The sequence below is a fragment of the Marinimicrobium sp. LS-A18 genome, from assembly GCF_000463525.1.
In the GTDB taxonomy this organism is placed as follows: domain Bacteria; phylum Pseudomonadota; class Gammaproteobacteria; order Pseudomonadales; family Cellvibrionaceae; genus Marinimicrobium; species Marinimicrobium koreense.
This window is the reverse complement of the sequence record NZ_AWEP01000002.1, coordinates 1,350,641-1,366,512: the sequence shown is the minus strand read 5'-3', so window position 1 is coordinate 1,366,512 and position 15,872 is coordinate 1,350,641. Positions and strand designations below refer to the sequence as shown.

15 protein-coding genes are annotated in these 15,872 nt (G+C 58.7%); 5 read left to right on the top strand and 10 right to left on the bottom strand.

The genetic code is table 11. The features are described 5' to 3' along the window. Nucleotides 1-5 precede the first annotated feature (5 nt). Nucleotides 6-242 carry a hypothetical protein gene (locus N645_RS16665; protein ID WP_152521624.1) on the bottom strand — a complete coding sequence of 79 codons (237 nt, stop codon included), beginning with the start codon at nt 240-242 and terminating at the stop codon, nt 6-8. Nucleotides 243-291: 49 nt separating this feature from the next. On the opposite strand from N645_RS16665, the gene N645_RS0106010 reads away from it, so the two are divergent. The 3 genes from N645_RS0106010 (at nt 292) to N645_RS0106000 (ending at nt 2,053) form a co-directional block, all read left to right on the top strand. Then, nucleotides 292-609 (top strand): BolA/IbaG family iron-sulfur metabolism protein, encoded by a 318-nt coding sequence (locus N645_RS0106010; protein ID WP_024460610.1) that lies wholly within the window; start codon nt 292-294, stop codon nt 607-609. 107 nt (nt 610-716) lie between these two features. Then, the gene (locus N645_RS0106005; protein WP_024460609.1) at nt 717-1,664 is read left to right on the top strand and encodes a rhodanese-related sulfurtransferase; all 948 of its coding nucleotides are present in this window, start codon (nt 717-719) and stop codon (nt 1,662-1,664) included. A gap of 44 nt (nt 1,665-1,708) precedes the next feature. Next, nucleotides 1,709-2,053 (top strand): hypothetical protein, encoded by a 345-nt coding sequence (locus N645_RS0106000; protein WP_024460608.1) that lies wholly within the window; start codon nt 1,709-1,711, stop codon nt 2,051-2,053. Here N645_RS0106000 and N645_RS0105995 read toward each other — a convergent pair. The 9 genes from N645_RS0105995 to uxuA all read right to left on the bottom strand — a co-directional run bounded on the left by N645_RS0105995 (nt 2,050) and on the right by uxuA (nt 13,800). Further along, nucleotides 2,050-2,571, bottom strand: coding sequence for a hypothetical protein (locus tag N645_RS0105995; protein ID WP_024460607.1), 522 nt, complete (start codon nt 2,569-2,571; stop codon nt 2,050-2,052). The two genes, N645_RS0106000 and N645_RS0105995, sit on opposite strands and share 4 nt — an antisense overlap. 158 nt (nt 2,572-2,729) lie before the next feature. Next, nucleotides 2,730-4,961, bottom strand: coding sequence for a glycosyltransferase (locus N645_RS0105990; RefSeq protein WP_024460606.1), 2,232 nt, complete (start codon nt 4,959-4,961; stop codon nt 2,730-2,732). Then, nucleotides 4,961-6,016 (bottom strand): lysylphosphatidylglycerol synthase transmembrane domain-containing protein, encoded by a 1,056-nt coding sequence (locus N645_RS0105985; RefSeq protein ID WP_024460605.1) that lies wholly within the window; start codon nt 6,014-6,016, stop codon nt 4,961-4,963. Before N645_RS0105985 ends, N645_RS0105990 begins: the two co-directional genes overlap by 1 nt. 9 nt (nt 6,017-6,025) lie before the next feature. Continuing rightward, on the bottom strand, nt 6,026-6,415 hold the full coding sequence (locus N645_RS0105980; protein ID WP_024460604.1) for a SirB2 family protein: 390 nt from the start codon (nt 6,413-6,415) through the stop codon (nt 6,026-6,028). 45 nt (nt 6,416-6,460) lie between these two features. Then, nucleotides 6,461-7,132, bottom strand: a complete 672-nt coding sequence (gene nth / locus N645_RS0105975) for an endonuclease III (protein WP_024460603.1) — start codon at nt 7,130-7,132, stop codon at nt 6,461-6,463. A 332-nt stretch (nt 7,133-7,464) separates the two neighbouring features. Further along, on the bottom strand, nt 7,465-8,679 hold the full coding sequence (dapC, locus tag N645_RS0105970) for a succinyldiaminopimelate transaminase (protein WP_024460602.1): 1,215 nt from the start codon (nt 8,677-8,679) through the stop codon (nt 7,465-7,467). A gap of 370 nt (nt 8,680-9,049) precedes the next feature. Then, nucleotides 9,050-11,761, bottom strand: a complete 2,712-nt coding sequence (locus N645_RS0105965) for a [protein-PII] uridylyltransferase (protein WP_024460601.1) — start codon at nt 11,759-11,761, stop codon at nt 9,050-9,052. A gap of 2 nt (nt 11,762-11,763) precedes the next feature. Further along, the gene (gene map / locus N645_RS0105960) at nt 11,764-12,534 is read right to left on the bottom strand and encodes a type I methionyl aminopeptidase (protein ID WP_024460600.1); all 771 of its coding nucleotides are present in this window, start codon (nt 12,532-12,534) and stop codon (nt 11,764-11,766) included. Between the two features lie 78 nt (nt 12,535-12,612). Beyond that, a complete protein-coding gene (gene uxuA, locus N645_RS0105955; protein WP_024460599.1) occupies nt 12,613-13,800 on the bottom strand; it encodes a mannonate dehydratase in 1,188 nt (395 codons plus the stop codon). Between the two features lie 343 nt (nt 13,801-14,143). Here uxuA and rpsB point away from each other — a divergent pair, with 343 nt between their 5' ends. Together rpsB and tsf are read left to right on the top strand one after the other, a co-directional pair. After that, complete coding sequence (gene rpsB, locus N645_RS0105950; protein WP_024460598.1) at nt 14,144-14,887, top strand: 30S ribosomal protein S2; 744 nt, start codon at nt 14,144-14,146, stop codon at nt 14,885-14,887. Nucleotides 14,888-14,986: 99 nt separating this feature from the next. Then, entirely contained in the window at nt 14,987-15,862 is an 876-nt protein-coding gene (gene tsf / locus N645_RS0105945; RefSeq protein WP_024460597.1) for a translation elongation factor Ts, read from the top strand. Nucleotides 15,863-15,872: the final 10 nt, after the last annotated feature.

The window sequence follows — 15,872 nt, the reverse complement described above, 5'->3', positions numbered from 1 at the left end:
GAGCCTCAATGGTGGGAGTAGAGGCCAACCTCGCTGAAGTAGGCGTAGTAGTCCTGTTCCAGCGAACGGCCCGGGGTGCGCCGGTCCAGTGATTTGCGACGCTTGCGATGATACAGGTCCATGGGCATTTCGGCGCAGGGGTCCGGTTCCCGACGGCGGTCCGGTCCGCGACGGCGGTTGATAAAAATAGCGTCTGGGCGGTGCATGGCGGTCAGTTGTTTTTTTGAGGGTTGAATTAACACAGTGTAGTCGGCAATCGGTAAAATGCCGACAAATTTTGTGGAGTAGTGTATGAAACCGGTAGAAGCGTCCATCAATCGTGCTTTGACAGAGGCCTTCGAGCCCCTCCACCTGGAGGTGCTCAATGAAAGCCACCAGCATAATGTGCCCCCCGGCTCGGAGAGTCATTTCAAGGTCGTTCTGGTCTCTGAGGCCTTTGTTGGCAAGCGCCAGGTGCAGCGTCATCAGGCGGTTTATGGGGCGCTCGCCGAGCAGCTGCGAGGTCCGGTCCATGCCCTGGCGCTGCACACCTACAGCCCGGAGGAGTGGCGCGACGCCAATCAGGTTCCGGGCTCGCCTCCTTGCCTGGGCGGTGGCGCCAAGTCCTGAAATCCGGTGAATTGACCTGTCAATTCACCGGTTGAAGCTGGTTGTTCAAATTTTAAGCGTTTATAATGCGCGCTTTCTGTCAGTTCCCCGAGGTTGATTGTCTTCCCATGAGTGCTTTTGTTGTCGCTGCCCTGTATAAATTTGCGTCTCTACCGGACTTCCAGGAGATCAGTGATCCCCTGCGGGAGCGCTGCGTGGCGCTGGGCCTGAAAGGCACGCTCCTGCTGGCCCATGAAGGCATCAACGGCACGGTTGCCGGCTCCCGGGAGGGCGTCGATGGCCTGCTCGACTACCTGCGCTCGGACCCGCGACTGGCGGATCTGGAGCACAAGGAGTCTCCGAGCGATGAGCAGCCGTTTTACCGCATGAAGGTCAAACTGAAAAAGGAAATCGTGACCATGGGGGTGGAGGGTATCGACCCTCGCCAGAGCGTGGGCACGTACGTGCCGCCGAGCGATTGGAATGCGCTGATTTCCGACCCTGAAGTACTCGTTATCGATACCCGTAACCACTACGAGTATGCGATCGGGAGCTTTGAGCGTGCGCTTGACCCGGAGACCGAGACATTCCGCGAATTTCCCCAGTATGTGCAGGACAACCTCGACCCGTCGCGCTACAAGAAAGTGGCCATGTTCTGCACGGGCGGCATTCGGTGCGAGAAGGCCACGGCGTATATGAAAGCCCAGGGCTTTGATGAGGTGTACCACCTGCAGGGCGGTATTCTCAAATACCTGGAGGAGGTCCCCGAGGAGGAGAGCCTCTGGCGGGGTGAATGTTTTGTGTTTGATAACCGCGTCGCGGTCAATCACCGCCTTGAGCCTGGCACCTATGACCAGTGCCACGGCTGTCGTCACCCGATCACGGAAGAAGACAAGCAGGCGCCAGAGTATATGAAAGGCGTCAGTTGTCCGCGTTGTTACCACCAACTGACGGACGATCAGAAGGCCCGTTTCGCCGAGCGACAGAAACAGATTGAGTTGGCGCGTCAGCGCAACGAAGCCCATATTGGCGCCGCGCCGCCGGCGCGCCAGCGTCGGGCCGCCACCAAATCGTGATCTGGAAGGGCGCCGACGCCACTTCCCCCAACGGAGATTGACTCATGGAATCCCTGGATTACCAAGCGTGGACCCTGGATCTGGCCCGAGGCAGGGCGGAGCACCCGAGTGGTTTCAGCCTGGAAGTGGAGGGGGATGTACGCAACCCCTCCGGGGTCGCGCCGGCAAACTATCCGCAAGGGTTGAGCTTTGCCGATCAGGCGCGCCTGCTACGCTCTGGCATGGAGGCGTTGGCCGCTGCCGCCAATGGCTCGGACGCCAGCTCCCAGAAGCGCTCTACGGTCGTGAACAGTCGCGCCCGTCGGGCGGAAGAAAGTGCCAAACAGTTTGCTGAGCAGCGCAAGGACCGCCCCGCGCGGCCCAAGCTATCGCTCAAAAAAAGGGATTAACGGATTACCAGTTGACCGCGCAGTTGCAGGTCTGTCCGGTGGTTGTCGACCACCGTAAACAACTGATCCATACGCACACCTGCTATTTCCGCCTGACTGGCGGGAGCGTGAACACCACCTCCGCTGGCGACCAGACGATCGAGTTCCTCGGTGGTTGAATCGATGGCCGTCAGAATATTCTGGGTGGTGGCCTCATCGCGGAATACCCGTCCCTGACCGGTCAGGGCCAGGTACTGATCACACTCTTCAAGCCACTGCTTACGCTGCTTCAGGAAGTTGCTGATGTTGCGCATCCCTCCTTTGTGGCCAGTGGTCAGTTGCTCATCCCGGTAGCTTTGCAGGCTCTCCCGAGCGCGCAACAGAAACGCAACGCTGGTGTCCTGGCAATAGGATGCTGTGAGATAGCTGGGGAATTTGACACCGTGCTCTTCCATGGCCGCCTCGCGCTTGCAGGTTTCATCGCAGGCCTGGCTGGGTAGGCACACCATAAGGCTGAGTAAAATAAATAGTTTTTTCATAGTCGCGCCAGTGGTTTGTTATGGATTTTGTACAGCGTAGTGCCCTATATATGACATTTTGGCGACACCGTCAACGGTGGGGCACTTAACTCACCTTTGTTATTAGGAATCAGTCTAGATAACGGAAACTTATAAGTTTTTGCTGTAAAAAAGTACTTCTACCACGGTGAATGATTTTTATGTTGATGGTGGGCTGCCATCAACCAACTGTAAATGCCCTTCACGTTGCGCGCAAACGCGTCGGTGGAATATTGTTGTGCAAACGATTGTGCCTGCCGGGAAAGACGATCACGGTGAGTGTCGTCCTCGATCAACTGGTGGACCCGCCGACACCAGACCTCCAGATTATCGGGTGTTTTATAGCCGTTTTCATCTTCCCGGACCACATCATCAATGCCGCTGGAGCGCACCGCGACAACGGGCAGGGATGCGGCCATGGCCTCCAGGATGACCATTCCCTGGGTCTCCGATTTGGAGGCGAAAACAAAGAGATCGCCCAGGCGGTAGTAAGTGGCCATGTCCTCTGGGGCGATCGCGCCCACCAGCGTGACATGGTCGGCCAGTGCTTCCTGTTCTATTCGCTGTTGCAGGCGGTGGCGCTCATGTCCGTCGCCGATCATCAGTAAGTGAAAGGGTGTCGAGGTCTGGTCTTTGAGCCGGGCCACCGCATCCAACAGAAAATCGATGTTCTTTTCCGTCGACAATCGGGACACGCTGATCAGAACCCGCTTTCCTTCCAGAGTGTATTGCTGGCGAAGTCGTGCCAAGGCCGCATCGTCCACTGTCTGAAAACGGTCATAGTCAATACCGGTGGGTTGTACAAAGATGGGGGTTTTCACCCCGATCATACGCAGGTAATCCTCGGCGGAGTTGGTGGGTACGATGACCCCGCTGCACCGGTTGGCAAAGCGCTTGATCAATCCGTGCGAGATCAGGTTGCGGAACAGTGCCCCCGGGAGTGGCACGAAATGAGCGTAGTGCTCGAGCCGGGTGTGATAGGTGTAGACCGAAGGAATGTCCAGACGCCGGGCCAGCCACAGCCCCAGAGTGCCCATCCATATCGGGTGGTGGACATGGATGAGGTCGGGCCTGAAGGCCCGCACTGTTCGGCGGATCCGCGTCAGGAAAATATTGGGGAGCCTGAATTCGCCTCGAACACCGAGCGTCAGCAGCGAGTGGGCGCGAACCACACCGGATTCCTCGGGGTCCTGACGTCGATACCGCGGTGCCACCACCAGTACGGAATTTCCCAGGGCAATCAGCCCGCGGCGCAGCCGTTCAATCGACAGCGGCACCCCGCCAATAAACGGTAGATAGTTGTTGGTGAACATGGCCACCCGCAAGGGGGCACTCTGCCAAGGGGTGGGGTCCAGATCAAAATCCGGATAGTAGTTCCTTCCGACCACGATACGCTGGTAGAGCTTGATGGCAATTACCGTGAAAGCACTGACCAGGAGGATGAAGTTGACATACCCGACATAGAACAGAGAATAGATGAAAAACCAGAAGCTCTCCAGCGTGGAGAGCAGCGGGTGCTGGCCCACGTCAAGGCGCTCCATGGTGATCTCCGCATCGCGACCCGACACGGCGACCTTGACGTAGTGATAAAAGCTGACGTCATCGTTCAGGACCAGCCCGCCGCCACCGCCCGTGGTAACGAACTCGGTGTCCTGATGGGTTTGCCTGGAATACAGCGGCAGGTTGGCTGAAAACACCGCCGTGATATCATGCTGGTGAATGAGGCCGAGCAGTGCATCCCTGAATGTCGAGTCCTGCAGGTACTGGTCTTCCCGATCGAACAGCAGTTCATGCTCAACGGGGTAGAGGGGATGCCCAAGGAAGAGAAACACCGGGCCTGGCTGGGCGTCGCCCAGCAACCCCTTGAGCCACTCGATCTGCCAGCGCCAGGGGGTTTTTCCAGTGCTGTCCAGAAAAATGAACTGACTGTTGCCCAGCTTGAAGTTGTAGAAATAGGGGCCGAAATGCTCGTAAAAACGAAAGCTGCCGAAGTCCTCGTGCTCCTGCTCCCCGAACGTCAGCAGGTAGGGAATGTCCAGGTGGCTCAGGGTACCGTGGAGCGCGCGGTATTTATCTTCACCGCCTCCGCTGACGGCATTGCCGGCTGAGACCATGAAGTTCACGCCGGACTGGTTCAGCGTGGGAATAATGCGCTTTTCAAACACGCCCACTGAGTTGTTGATGTTCCCTATCACCGCGAACTGGTAGTCATCCCGGGATTCGAGGTTATTTTTGAGTAGGCGTAGCTGTTCCGTGTGCAGGCTGTTGTACTCGGGGCGGTCCAGGTTGAGGTAGAGCTTGTAGCCGATCAGGAAGCCGACGATCGTCAAATTCAGATAGAACAGCCATTTCATCAGGCGTGGCGCTTTCATTACTGTTTATTCCGTTGGGCGTCGCGTAAAAGATTTTTTGCCAGGGTTCGCTTGAACAGTACCAGCCCGATGGCCATGCCCAGGTAGATGGTCAGTGCACGCCAGGCAAGGGTCACCAGCAATAAGTGGGGGCCGCCAATCAGGGACCGAAAGAAGTGGCCAAATACTCCCTCAGAAATACCCGAAGCGCCGGGGGTGGGCGAAAAGTACATGATAAAAGTCGTCACCAGCAGTAGCCCCAGAACGTTCATGTAACTGAACGAGTAGCCCAGTCCCCATAGCAGCAGCGCGGGAAAGCTGAACAGGCTTACCAGAAATATTGCCGTGGTCAGTATGGAGGCGAACACCGCCCAGTGGTTACCGGAGCCGTATTCTCGAAACGCACGCGTGAATCGCAACATCTCCCGGCGCAGGTGAAATTGCCAGCGGCGGTGGCGGCGATCACTGAGCCCGTGCCAACGGTAAAGCTGTTGCAATATCACACTTACCAGTCCAATCAGCCAGCGGGTGCGAAACAGCACCAGGATAAAAAAGCCCAGGTACAACACCACAAAGCCCGCCAACGCCCATCCGATGTCTTTTCCAAGGGTGCCTTCGCTGAATACGTCCAGGGTCAGCAGGCACAAGGGCGCCAGGGTGAAAATAAACGCCACCGCCAGCAGGGTGCGTAAAGTCGTGGCGGCGGTCGCGTGGCCTAACGGCACACCTTCGCGGCGCAAATACCAGATCTGCGCAAAACCGCCTCCGGTGGCCATGGGTGTGATATTGGAAAAAAACAGGTTGATGAAAACGAGCGACAGTAGGTTCCGTAACGGAACCCGATGTCCCAGCGCCTGCAGGGTGTACCCCAATCGCAGTGCATCACTGAGGTAGTAAACGGCCAGTAACCCCAACAGCGACAGCAGCACCCAGGGCTGCAGCAAACGGGTATCGAAGGAAAGCTCCCGCCCGGCAAACTGACCCCAGACGGAATAGAGCCCGGCGGCGGTCAGCAGCACAAACAGCAGGGCGAACAGTGCCAGCCGCCGCCAGGAGGTGGGCGCGTAGTCGGCCACGGTGGTGACTTAGGCGCTCAGAGTCAGCATAAAGCCCAGCGGGTGCTTGAACAGGGCCACGCTGACAATGTAGAGAAAAATTCCGAGCGCGATCAGCCAGGCGGCGACCCGCACGGTTTTTTTCGGGTGCCGGAAGGCCAGCACGCCCACACCGATGTAGACAAACAGGGCGATGATTTTGGTCATCAGCCAGGGATGATCACCGGGCGAGTAACCCATGGCAACAGCCAGGGCAACGGCGCTGACCAGTAGCAGGGTGTCATTGATATGAGGCAACACCCGAGCCCACTTGCGTCTGAGCAAGCCAGAGCCCTGCATCATCCAGATGCCGCGAATAAAGAAGCCGATAAAGGAGAGCAACACAAAGAGCAGGTGCAGGTGTTTGAGTAGAGCGGTCATCCTGTGTGTCCTTCAGTCTGGAATTGGGTGTCTGGTGCCGGTGGTTCAGGGTTTGTGTACTTTCTTGGGGTGTTTGCGTGCTGGGTAACAGGTCCGGCAAATGTCGCACACCGTACCATCACAGCGCCGCGCGGAACAGTACTCGCGTCCATAATAGATGATCTGCAGGTGCAGGGCGTTCCAGCGGTCTTTGGGGAACAGGCGTTTTAGGTCTTTTTCGGTTTGGGTGACATTTTTGCCGTTGGTCAGTCCCCAGCGTTGGGCGAGCCGGTGGATGTGGGTGTCGACCGGAAATGCGGGCACGCCAAAGGCCTGGCTCATGACGACGCTGGCGGTTTTGTGGCCGACCCCGGGCAGTTTTTCCAGGGCGTCTATGTCATCGGGGACTTCGCCGTCGTGTTCGTCGATGAGTATCTGGGACAGCTTGGAGATGGCTTTGGCTTTCTGGGGCGAGAGTCCGCAGGGGCGGATGACGGCCTGGATGTCTTCGACGGGTATTTTGGCCATGTCTGCGGGGTTGTCGGCGAGTTGCCATAAATGTGGGGTGACCTGGTTGACCCGCTCGTCGGTGCATTGGGCGGACAGCAGGACGGCGACCAGTAGGGTGTAGGGGTCTTTGTGATCGAGCGGTATCGGCGGCTCGGGGTACAATTCCTGGAGTCGATTCAAAATGAACTCGACTCGTTCGGGTTTCTTTAAATTTTCCGGCTTTGTCATATTTTGAATCATCGTTCTTTAACAGTATCTTGGTGATCGTCTAGACCGGCGGCTGTGGGGTACACCCGTTGGAGACCCGCCGTGAACCCATCCCTGGGGGCTTCTCGTCGGCATCCATGCCTCCGAGAGTCTCCAACGGGTGTACCCCACAGCCGCCTCAGTGCCACTAAGAGATTTTTGTAGAACTATCTAGTTCCCGAGACTTTCTGTGTGGCACCGCGGAGGGGAGGTAGGGGGCTTCGGGACCGTCACCGGCCTGGACGGCCGGTGCAGAGCGTACAGGGACGTATTCACAGCGTGTCCCGAAGCCCCCTACCTTCCCGCAGCATTTCCTACAAAGCGCTTACCTCGTATTGAGCCATAAACTTATTGATTCGGTGTGCCGCTTCGACGCATTCGTCCAGGGATGCCACCAATGCCATTCGGACGTGGTGGTCGCCCGGATTGCCGGTTTCGGTGTCGCGGGCCAGGTAATTGCCGGGGAGGACGGTAATGTTCTGCTGGGCAAACAGCTCCCGGGCGAACGTCTCACTGTCCACCGGCGTGCGCGGCCAGAGATAGAAGCCCGCTTCAGGCTTGGCAACATCCAGACAGCCGTCCAGGATGTCCAGCACCGCCGCAAACTTCTGGCGATACAGATCCCGGTTTGCCCGCACATGCGCCTCGTCTTCCCAGGCAGCGATGCTCGCCAGTTGTGAGGGCACCGGCATGGCGCAGCCGTGGTAGGTTCGGTAACGCAAAAACTCCGCGAGAATCGACGCATCACCGGCCACAAACCCGGAGCGTAAGCCCGGCAGGTTGGAGCGCTTGGATAGGCTGTGAAAGACCACGCAGCGGCTGAAATCCTCACGGCCGAGCTCTGTGCAGGCCTGCAGCAATCCAAGCGGGGGTGCCTGTTCGTCGAAGTAGAGTTCGGAGTAACACTCGTCCGAGGCAATTACAAAATCATACTCGTCGGCCAGTGCCAACAGGGTGCGCCAGTGCTCGAGCGTGAGGACCGCGCCGGTGGGGTTGCCCGGGGAGCAGAGGTACAGGAGTTGGCAGTGTTTCCAGATGTTCGGGTCGACGGCGGCAAAGTCGGGAATATAGTGGTTGTCGGCGGTACAGTTCAGAAACGCCGGTTGCGCTCCGGCGAGCAGGGCGGCGCCTTCGTAGATCTGATAAAACGGGTTGGGGCTGACCACCAATGGTTGTTCGGCGGTGCGGTCCACCACGGCCTGGGCGAAAGCGAACAGGGCTTCGCGGGTGCCATTCACGGGCAGAACCTGGGTTTCGGGGTCGAGCTGCCCCCTGCTCAGTGCAAAGCGCTTTTCGGCCCACTGGGCAATAGACTGACGCAATTCCGGCAGGCCTTTGGTCGCGGGGTAGTTGGCGACGCGGTTGAGGTTCTGGCTCAGGGTGTCGAGCACGAACGCCGGCGGCTGGTGTTTGGGCTCACCAATGGATAGCGCAATATGCGATAGATGTTCCGGCGGCTCCACGCCCGCTTTGAGCTTGGCGAGCTTTTCAAACGGATAAGGGTGAAGGTGATTCAGGTCTGGGTTCATTGGGTTATCTTCACGTTAAGCTTGTGCACGGCTGAGTGCCTCAATGTAGTTCCGGCGTTTGCGGGGTTTACCGTTTGGAGACCCGCCGTGAACCCATCCCTGGGGGCTTCTCGTCGGCTCCCTGCCTCCGAGAGTCTCCAAACGGTAAACCCCGCAAACGCCTCTGTGCCAGCATCATGTTGTTGGAGTCTTATCTATCTCCACCTCATTATCCGTTGGTACTGGCGGAGGGAGGGTAGGCCTCTTTGAGACCGTTACCCGCCTGGACGGCGGGTAATGAGCCCCCATGGATGGGTTTACGGCGTGTCTCAAAGAGGCCTACCCTCCCGCAGCACTACAATGCGAAGCACCGGAGTAAAGCGAACGGATTTTAGAAATTTACCACCGACGCTGAGGTTTTGGTGGCGCGCTTGTCCAGTTGTTCGCAGATTTCCCGCTGTAATGCCTCGCATAGCGCCGGGTCGCTCAAGGGCTCGCCCTCGTTATCGGTGATGAAAAAGACATCCTCCACCCGCTCGCCCAAAGTGGCGATTTTGGCATTCTGTAACAGAATATCAAACTGCAGAAAAACCCGGCCAATACACGCCAGCAAACCCGGGCGGTCCGGACTGATCACCTCCAGCACCGTATAGCCACTGATCATATCGTTGCTCAGACTCGTGCGGGTGGGCATCGTAAAGTGCTTAAGGCGACGGGGCGTGCGGCGGCTGATGACCTCGGAATAATCATCCACCAGTCGCAACTCATCCAGCAGTGCATCCTGAATGCGCTTGAGTACCTTCGGGTCATCGCCCAGCGGTTCGCCGTCCTGGTTCAGAACAAAAAAGGTGTCCACGGTGTAGCCGCTGTTCGAATTGTAAATGCGGGCATCCTGAATGTTCAGGTTAAGCTGATCCAGTGCTGTGGCCACGGCGGCGAAGACGTTTTTGCGGCCCTTGCTGCGCACGAAAATCTGGGTCGCGCCCTCGAGCTCCCGGTTGGTGGTCTTCTTGATCAGGATGAGCGGTGTGTCGTCGGTGTGCTGGATCATCGCCTCGCTGTGCCAGGCGATATCCAGTGCCGTCTCGCGCATGAAATACTCTTCGCCCATGTCGCTCCACAGCTGCCAGGCGGTGTCCGCGGAAATATCCTTGCGCTCGAGTTTACGCAGCGCGGACTGCTGGGTTTCTTCGATCAGCTCGTGCTTGTCGATATTGTTTTCCAGGCCCCGGCGCAACGCCCGCTTGGTTTCCATATAGAGCTGGCGCATCAGGCTGGCCCGCCAGGTGTTCCAGAGCTCTTTGTTGGTGCCGTTGATGTCGGCGACCGTCAGGGTATACAGGTAGTCCAGACGCTGCTGGTCGCCCACCCGCAGGGCAAAATCGTGGATCACATCGGGGTCGGAGATGTCCTGCTTCTGGGCCACGGCGGACATGAGCAGGTGCTGCTCCACCAGCCAGCAGATCAGTCGGGTCTCCCGCGGTGACAGTCCGTGGCGCTGGCAGAAGTCCTCGGCGTCCACGGCGCCAAGGGTGGAGTGATCTCCGCCGCGTCCTTTGGCAATGTCGTGGTACAGGCCGGCGATGTAGAGCAGCTCCGGCTTGGGGAGTCGTTTGATCACATGGGCGGCGATCGGAAACTCTTCTTTGGCATCCGGCGCCCAGAAGTCGCACATGTTCTGCATGACCTTCAGGGTGTGCGCATCCACGGTATAGATGTGGAACAGGTCGTGTTGCATCTGCCCGGTGACCAGTCCGAACTCCGGCAGGTACAGCCCGAGAATGCCGTAGCGGGACATCCGTTTGAGCTGTTCTACCAGGCCCTTCGGGTGGTGGAACAGCTCCAGAAACAGTTGGGTGTTGGTTGGGTTACGGCGGTAGTCGTCGTCGATCAGGTGGCGGCTTTCGCGGATCAGGCGGATGGTGGATGCCCGCACCCCCTGGATTTCCGGGTGTTTGGCCATCAGCACGAAAATTTCCAGAAGCGCTGAGGGCGTTTCCTCAAAGACATAGATGTGCGCGGCCTCGATATAGTGATCGCGTAGCTGAAAGCGTTCATTCAACGCGGTCACATTTTTATTGACGCCTCTCTGCAGAATGACCTCATGTAGGAACTGCAGCAGCACGTCGTTCAGTTCGCGCAGGGACATCACCAGGCGGTAGTAGCGGTGCATGAACTGCTCCACCGCCAGGCTCTCACTGTTGTCCCGATAACCGAACATGGCCGCCAGTTCGCGCTGGTGATCGAACAGCAGGCGCTCTTCGGCGCGGCCGGCGATCAGGTGCAGGCCATAACGGACCCGCCAGAGGAACTCTTCGCCGCTCTGGAGCAGGGAGAATTCTTCCTCGGTGAAAAAACCCTTGCCCTCGAGCTGTTTGAGCGTCCGGACCTGAAAGAATCGCTTGGCCACCCAGCCGATCATCTGGATGTCGCGCAGGCCGCCCGGGGCATTCTTGATATTGGGCTCAAGGTTGTATTCGGTATCGTTGTACTTCTGATGACGTTGAATCTGCTCCTGCCATTTGGCCCGGAAAAAATCGTCCGCGGGCCATAGCTGGTCGGGGGCGGTTTCCTGCATCAGTTGAATGCGCAGCGAGCTGTCGCCGACCAGGGTGCGGGATTCCATCAGGTTGGTGGCGACGGTAATGTCGTTGCGGGCATAGCCGACGCACTCTTCCAGGGAGCGGACGCTGTGGCCGATTTCCAGACCGATGTCCCAGAGAAAGGTGAGCAGTTGCTCGATCTGCTCCTGGCAGCGGTCCCGAATATTATCGTTGCCGGTCAGCACCAGCAGGTCGATGTCGGAGTGCGGGTGCAGCTCGCAGCGGCCGTAGCCCCCAACGGCCTCCAGGCTGATGCCCAGGGGCCAGTGGTTGCGATGCCAGGCGTAGTGGAGCATGCAGTCGACAAACAGAGCGCGCTCGTGAACCAGCGCGCGGATATCCTCGCCCTCGCGAAAGCGCGCATCAAACTGCCGGTTGGCGGCGGTGATGGCGTCTTTGAAAACCGTGATGACGGGCTGCTCTGCCAGAGCGCGGCGAAACCGCGCCTGGTCGAAAAAGAACAGGGGGCGTTCGAAGTAGGGCAGGGCAGCGGTATCCATGATCAGAAGGCTTCTTCGCGGCGGGCGGTCAGTACTTCAACGCCGTCTTTGGTCACCGCCAGGGTGTGCTCCCACTGGGCCGAAAGCCGGCCGTCCTTGGTTTCGACGGTCCAGCCGTCGCCTTTGGTTTTGGTGTGGCGCTTGCCGGCGTTGATCATGGGCTCAATGGTGAAGGTCATCCCCTCTTTGAGCTCCAGCCCCGTGTCCGGGCGGCCGTAGTGCAGAACCTGGGGGTCTTCATGGAAGACCGCGCCAATGCCGTGGCCACAGTACTCACGTACCACAGAGTAATGGTTGCTTTCGGCGTGCTGCTGGATGGCATGGCCAATGTCGCCCAGCTTGATGCCGGGTTTGACCATTTCAATACCCTTATACAGGCACTCTTGGGTCACTTGAACCAGTCGCTCGGCGTGGGGCAGGCGCTTGCCGACGAAATACATTTTGCTGGTATCGCCGTGGTAACCTTCATAAATCACGGTCACATCAATATTGACGATATCCCCGTTCTTGAGCACCTTCTTTTCCGACGGAATGCCGTGGCAGACCACTTGGTTGATGGAGGTGCAGATGGATTTCGGGAAGCCCCGGTAGTTGAGGCACGCCGGGATGGCGTTCTGCTCGTTGACGATGTGGTCGTGGCAGATTCGGTCCAGCTCGGCGGTGGTCACGCCGGGCTGGACGTGGGGTTCGATCAGTTCCAGCACCTCGGCGGCCATGCGGCCGGCGACGCGCATTTTCTCGATTTCTTCCGGGGTTTTGATGCTGACAGACATGTCTACTCGCTAGATTGAAGGGAAAACCACCATTCTAAACGATCTGGGCAGTGTCTGACAGTCTGGGAGAGGCCGCCCTCAGGCGGCCGTATCCAAGTACTCCAGCGCGTGAATGACCCCGCGCAGTTCGGCCAGCCCCTTCATGCGGCCGCCGTAGGAATAGCCGGGGTTGATGCCGGGGCGGCCGATCTCCTCGGCCATCAGGTGGCCGTGGTCTGGGCGCATGGCGATTTCCGGCAGCCGGCTGTGGTTCTTGCGCCGGCGCCGCTCTTCTTCCAGCAGGGCCCGGATCAGACCGACCATATCGTTATCGCCGCCGAGGTGGTCCGATTCGTAAAAGGAGCCATCGGCCTCGCGGCGGATATTGCGCAGATGCACAAAATAGATGCGGGAGCCGAACTCCCGGGCCATGGCGACCAGGTCATTGTCGGCCCGGGCGCCGTAGGAGCCGGCACACAGGGTGAGGCCGTTGGCCTCGCTGGGCACGGCGTCAAGCAGGGCGCGGGCATCGGCGGCGGTCGATACCACGCGCGGCAGCCCGAAGAGCGAGAAGGGTGGGTCATCCGGGTGGATCGCCAGGCGCAAGCCCACAGACTCGGCGGTCGGGGTGACGTCTTTGAGAAACTGGATCAGGTTGGCGCGCATGCCATCCTCCCCCAAGGCGATAAACTGCTCGATCGCCACCCGGATGCCCTCGCGATCGTAGGAGCCCTCTCCGCCGGGCAGTCCGGCAATGATGTTCTTCTCCAACTGGACTTTCTCGGCGCCCGACATGGCGCGGAAGCGCTGTTCGGCCCGCTCCAGGATGTCGTCCGTGTAGCTGGCCTCTGCGTTGCGCCGCTGGAGGATGTGCAGGTCATAGGCGGCAAAATCGGCCATTTCAAAGCGCAGTGCGCGGCTGCCATTGGCCAGCTCGTAGTCCAGATTAGTGCGGGTCCAATCGACCACGGGCATAAAGTTGTAGCAGACGTCGTGAATCCCGGCCGCGGCGAGGTTGGTAAGCGTTTCCCGGTAATTGTCGATGTGTCGCTCAAAGTCGCCGCTGCGGGTCTTGATGTCATTGTGCAGCGGCACGCTTTCGACCACGGACCATTCCAGGCCCCGCGCCTCAATCAGTGCCTTGCGCTCGAGGATCGCCTTCAACGGCCAGACTTCCCCGGTGGGAATGTCGTGCAGTGCGGTCACCACGCCGGTGGCGCCGGCCTGGGCGATCTGCTCAAGGGATACGGTGTCATTGGGGCCAAACCAGCGCCAGGTTTCTTTCATTCGGTTGCTCTCTCAGGGTTCTGTGTTCGTGTATTGCCTGCCGATCGAGGGAGATCGGCCATTTAGTGTCATGGTGACTATTAGACAACAGCGGCCGCTCTGGCGCAACGGCCGGGGCGGGGAAGCGACGTTGTTCGGGTTCCACTGGTCGACAAATTATGGTATAAAGCGCGGCTCCGCGGCCAGTGCCATGCACGACCGAGGAGTGCCGACCCGGTCAAACGGGCGGTCAATAAACCATGAACGTCACACATGCACCGTCACGTTCAGCCTGGGTGCTCACTGGTTATCAGTGGGTTGGCTGGCGGGGTGTATGGAGGCCCAACCCGATAGGAATGACAAAATGCCTACAGTAAGCATGCGCGATATGCTGCAGGCTGGTGCCCACTTCGGCCACCAGACCCGCTATTGGAACCCCAAGATGAACCGTTTCATCTTCGGTGCCCGTAACAAGATTCACATCATCAATCTGGAAAAGACCGTACCGGCCTTCGCTGAAGCGATGGACGTGGTCAAGAAGATGGCCGCCCAGAAGAAAAAGGTACTGTTCGTCGGTACCAAGCGCGCCGCCCAGAAGACCATCAAAGAGCAGGCCGAGCGTGCCGGTATGCCCTTCGTCAGCCACCGCTGGCTCGGTGGTATGCTGACCAACTACAAGACCATCCGCGCCTCTATCCGTCGCTACCGCGATCTGGAAGCCCAGAGCCAGGACGGTACCTTTGATAAGCTGACCAAGAAAGAAGCGCTGATGCGCACCCGCGAGATGGACAAGCTGGAAAACTCCATCGGTGGTATCAAAGACATGAACGGCCTGCCCGATGCACTGTTCATTGTTGACGTTGACCACGAGCGCATTGCCGTTCAGGAAGCCAAGAAGCTGGGTCTGCCGATCATCGGTATCGTAGACACCAACAGCAACCCGGACGACATCGACTACGTCATCCCGGGCAACGATGACGCCATCCGCGCCATCAAGCTGTACGTTTCCGCCATGGCAGATGCCTGCCTGGAAGGAGCGAAAGAAGCTTCTGCCGTGCCCAACAAAGACGAATACGTGCCCGCCGAAGGCGAAGCCGCGTCCGAGTAATCCGGCTCCTGGCCGATCGGCATAAGACAAGGGGGCAGGCCAGACGGCGGCCCCCTTTTTTCGAATACTGAGTTAGACCCATTTCAAGAGGATAGCGACATGGCAGCGATTTCTGCGTCAATGGTTAAGGAGCTGCGCGAGCGTACCGGGCTCGGCATGATGGAGTGTAAAAAGGCCCTGAACGAAGCCGATGGCGACGTTGAAGTGGCGATTGAGAACTTGCGTAAGGCCAGTGGCCTGAAGGCCGCCAAGAAGGCCGGTCGTACCGCCGCTGACGGTGTGGTTTCCGTCAAGGTGGCCGACGACAACAGCTACGCCGTGATTCTGGAAGTGAACAGTGAAACCGACTTTGTCGCCCGCGATGAAGGCTTCCTGGCGTTCGTCAGCAAGGTGCTGGACAAGGCCTTTGCCGACAAGCAGAGCGACGTGGCGGCCCTGATGAGCGGCGAGCTGGAAGGCGATCGCGAAGCGCTGGTACAGAAAATTGGTGAGAACATCACCGTACGTCGCGCCGCCGTGGTAGAAGGTGGTGTGGTTGACGGTTACGTTCACTCCAACAACCGCATTGCGGTGGTTACCCAACTGCAGGGCGGTGGCGATGCCGAGCTGGCGCGCGATGTGGCCATGCACGTAGCCGCGGTAAACCCCCAGGTCATCAACCCGGACGATATGCCCGCCGAACTGGTGGAAAAAGAGAAGGAAATCATCAAGGCTCAGCCGGATATGGAAGGCAAGCCGGCTGAAATCGTCGAGAAGATGATGATGGGACGTATCAACAAGTTCCTGAAGGAAGGCAGCCTGGTTGAGCAGCCGTTCGTCAAGAATCCCGAAATCAAAGTGGGCAAGCTGGCGGCTGACGCGGGTGCGAGCATCCAGAGCTTTGTGCGCTTTGAAGTGGGCGAAGGTATCGAGAAAGAGACCGTCGATTTCGCCGAAGAAGTGGCCGCTCAGGTCAAGGCTTCTTCCAAAGGTTAATCGCCGCTGC

Bases quoted from the DNA above. Each gene is read 5' to 3' on its own strand.
- N645_RS0106010 (WP_024460610.1), top strand. From the start codon at position 292: ATGAAACCGGTAGAAGCGTCCATCAATCGTGCTTTGACAGAGGCCTTC.
- N645_RS0106005 (WP_024460609.1), top strand. From the start codon at position 717: ATGAGTGCTTTTGTTGTCGCTGCCCTGTATAAATTTGCGTCTCTACCG.
- N645_RS0106000 (WP_024460608.1), top strand. From the start codon at position 1,709: ATGGAATCCCTGGATTACCAAGCGTGGACCCTGGATCTGGCCCGAGGC.
- N645_RS0105995 (WP_024460607.1), bottom strand. From the start codon at position 2,571: ATGAAAAAACTATTTATTTTACTCAGCCTTATGGTGTGCCTACCCAGC.
- N645_RS0105990 (WP_024460606.1), bottom strand. From the start codon at position 4,961: ATGAAAGCGCCACGCCTGATGAAATGGCTGTTCTATCTGAATTTGACG.
- N645_RS0105980 (WP_024460604.1), bottom strand. From the start codon at position 6,415: ATGACCGCTCTACTCAAACACCTGCACCTGCTCTTTGTGTTGCTCTCC.
- nth (WP_024460603.1), bottom strand. From the start codon at position 7,132: ATGACAAAGCCGGAAAATTTAAAGAAACCCGAACGAGTCGAGTTCATT.
- dapC (WP_024460602.1), bottom strand. From the start codon at position 8,679: ATGAACCCAGACCTGAATCACCTTCACCCTTATCCGTTTGAAAAGCTC.
- N645_RS0105965 (WP_024460601.1), bottom strand. From the start codon at position 11,761: ATGGATACCGCTGCCCTGCCCTACTTCGAACGCCCCCTGTTCTTTTTC.
- map (WP_024460600.1), bottom strand. From the start codon at position 12,534: ATGTCTGTCAGCATCAAAACCCCGGAAGAAATCGAGAAAATGCGCGTC.
- uxuA (WP_024460599.1), bottom strand. From the start codon at position 13,800: ATGAAAGAAACCTGGCGCTGGTTTGGCCCCAATGACACCGTATCCCTT.
- rpsB (WP_024460598.1), top strand. From the start codon at position 14,144: ATGCCTACAGTAAGCATGCGCGATATGCTGCAGGCTGGTGCCCACTTC.
- tsf (WP_024460597.1), top strand. From the start codon at position 14,987: ATGGCAGCGATTTCTGCGTCAATGGTTAAGGAGCTGCGCGAGCGTACC.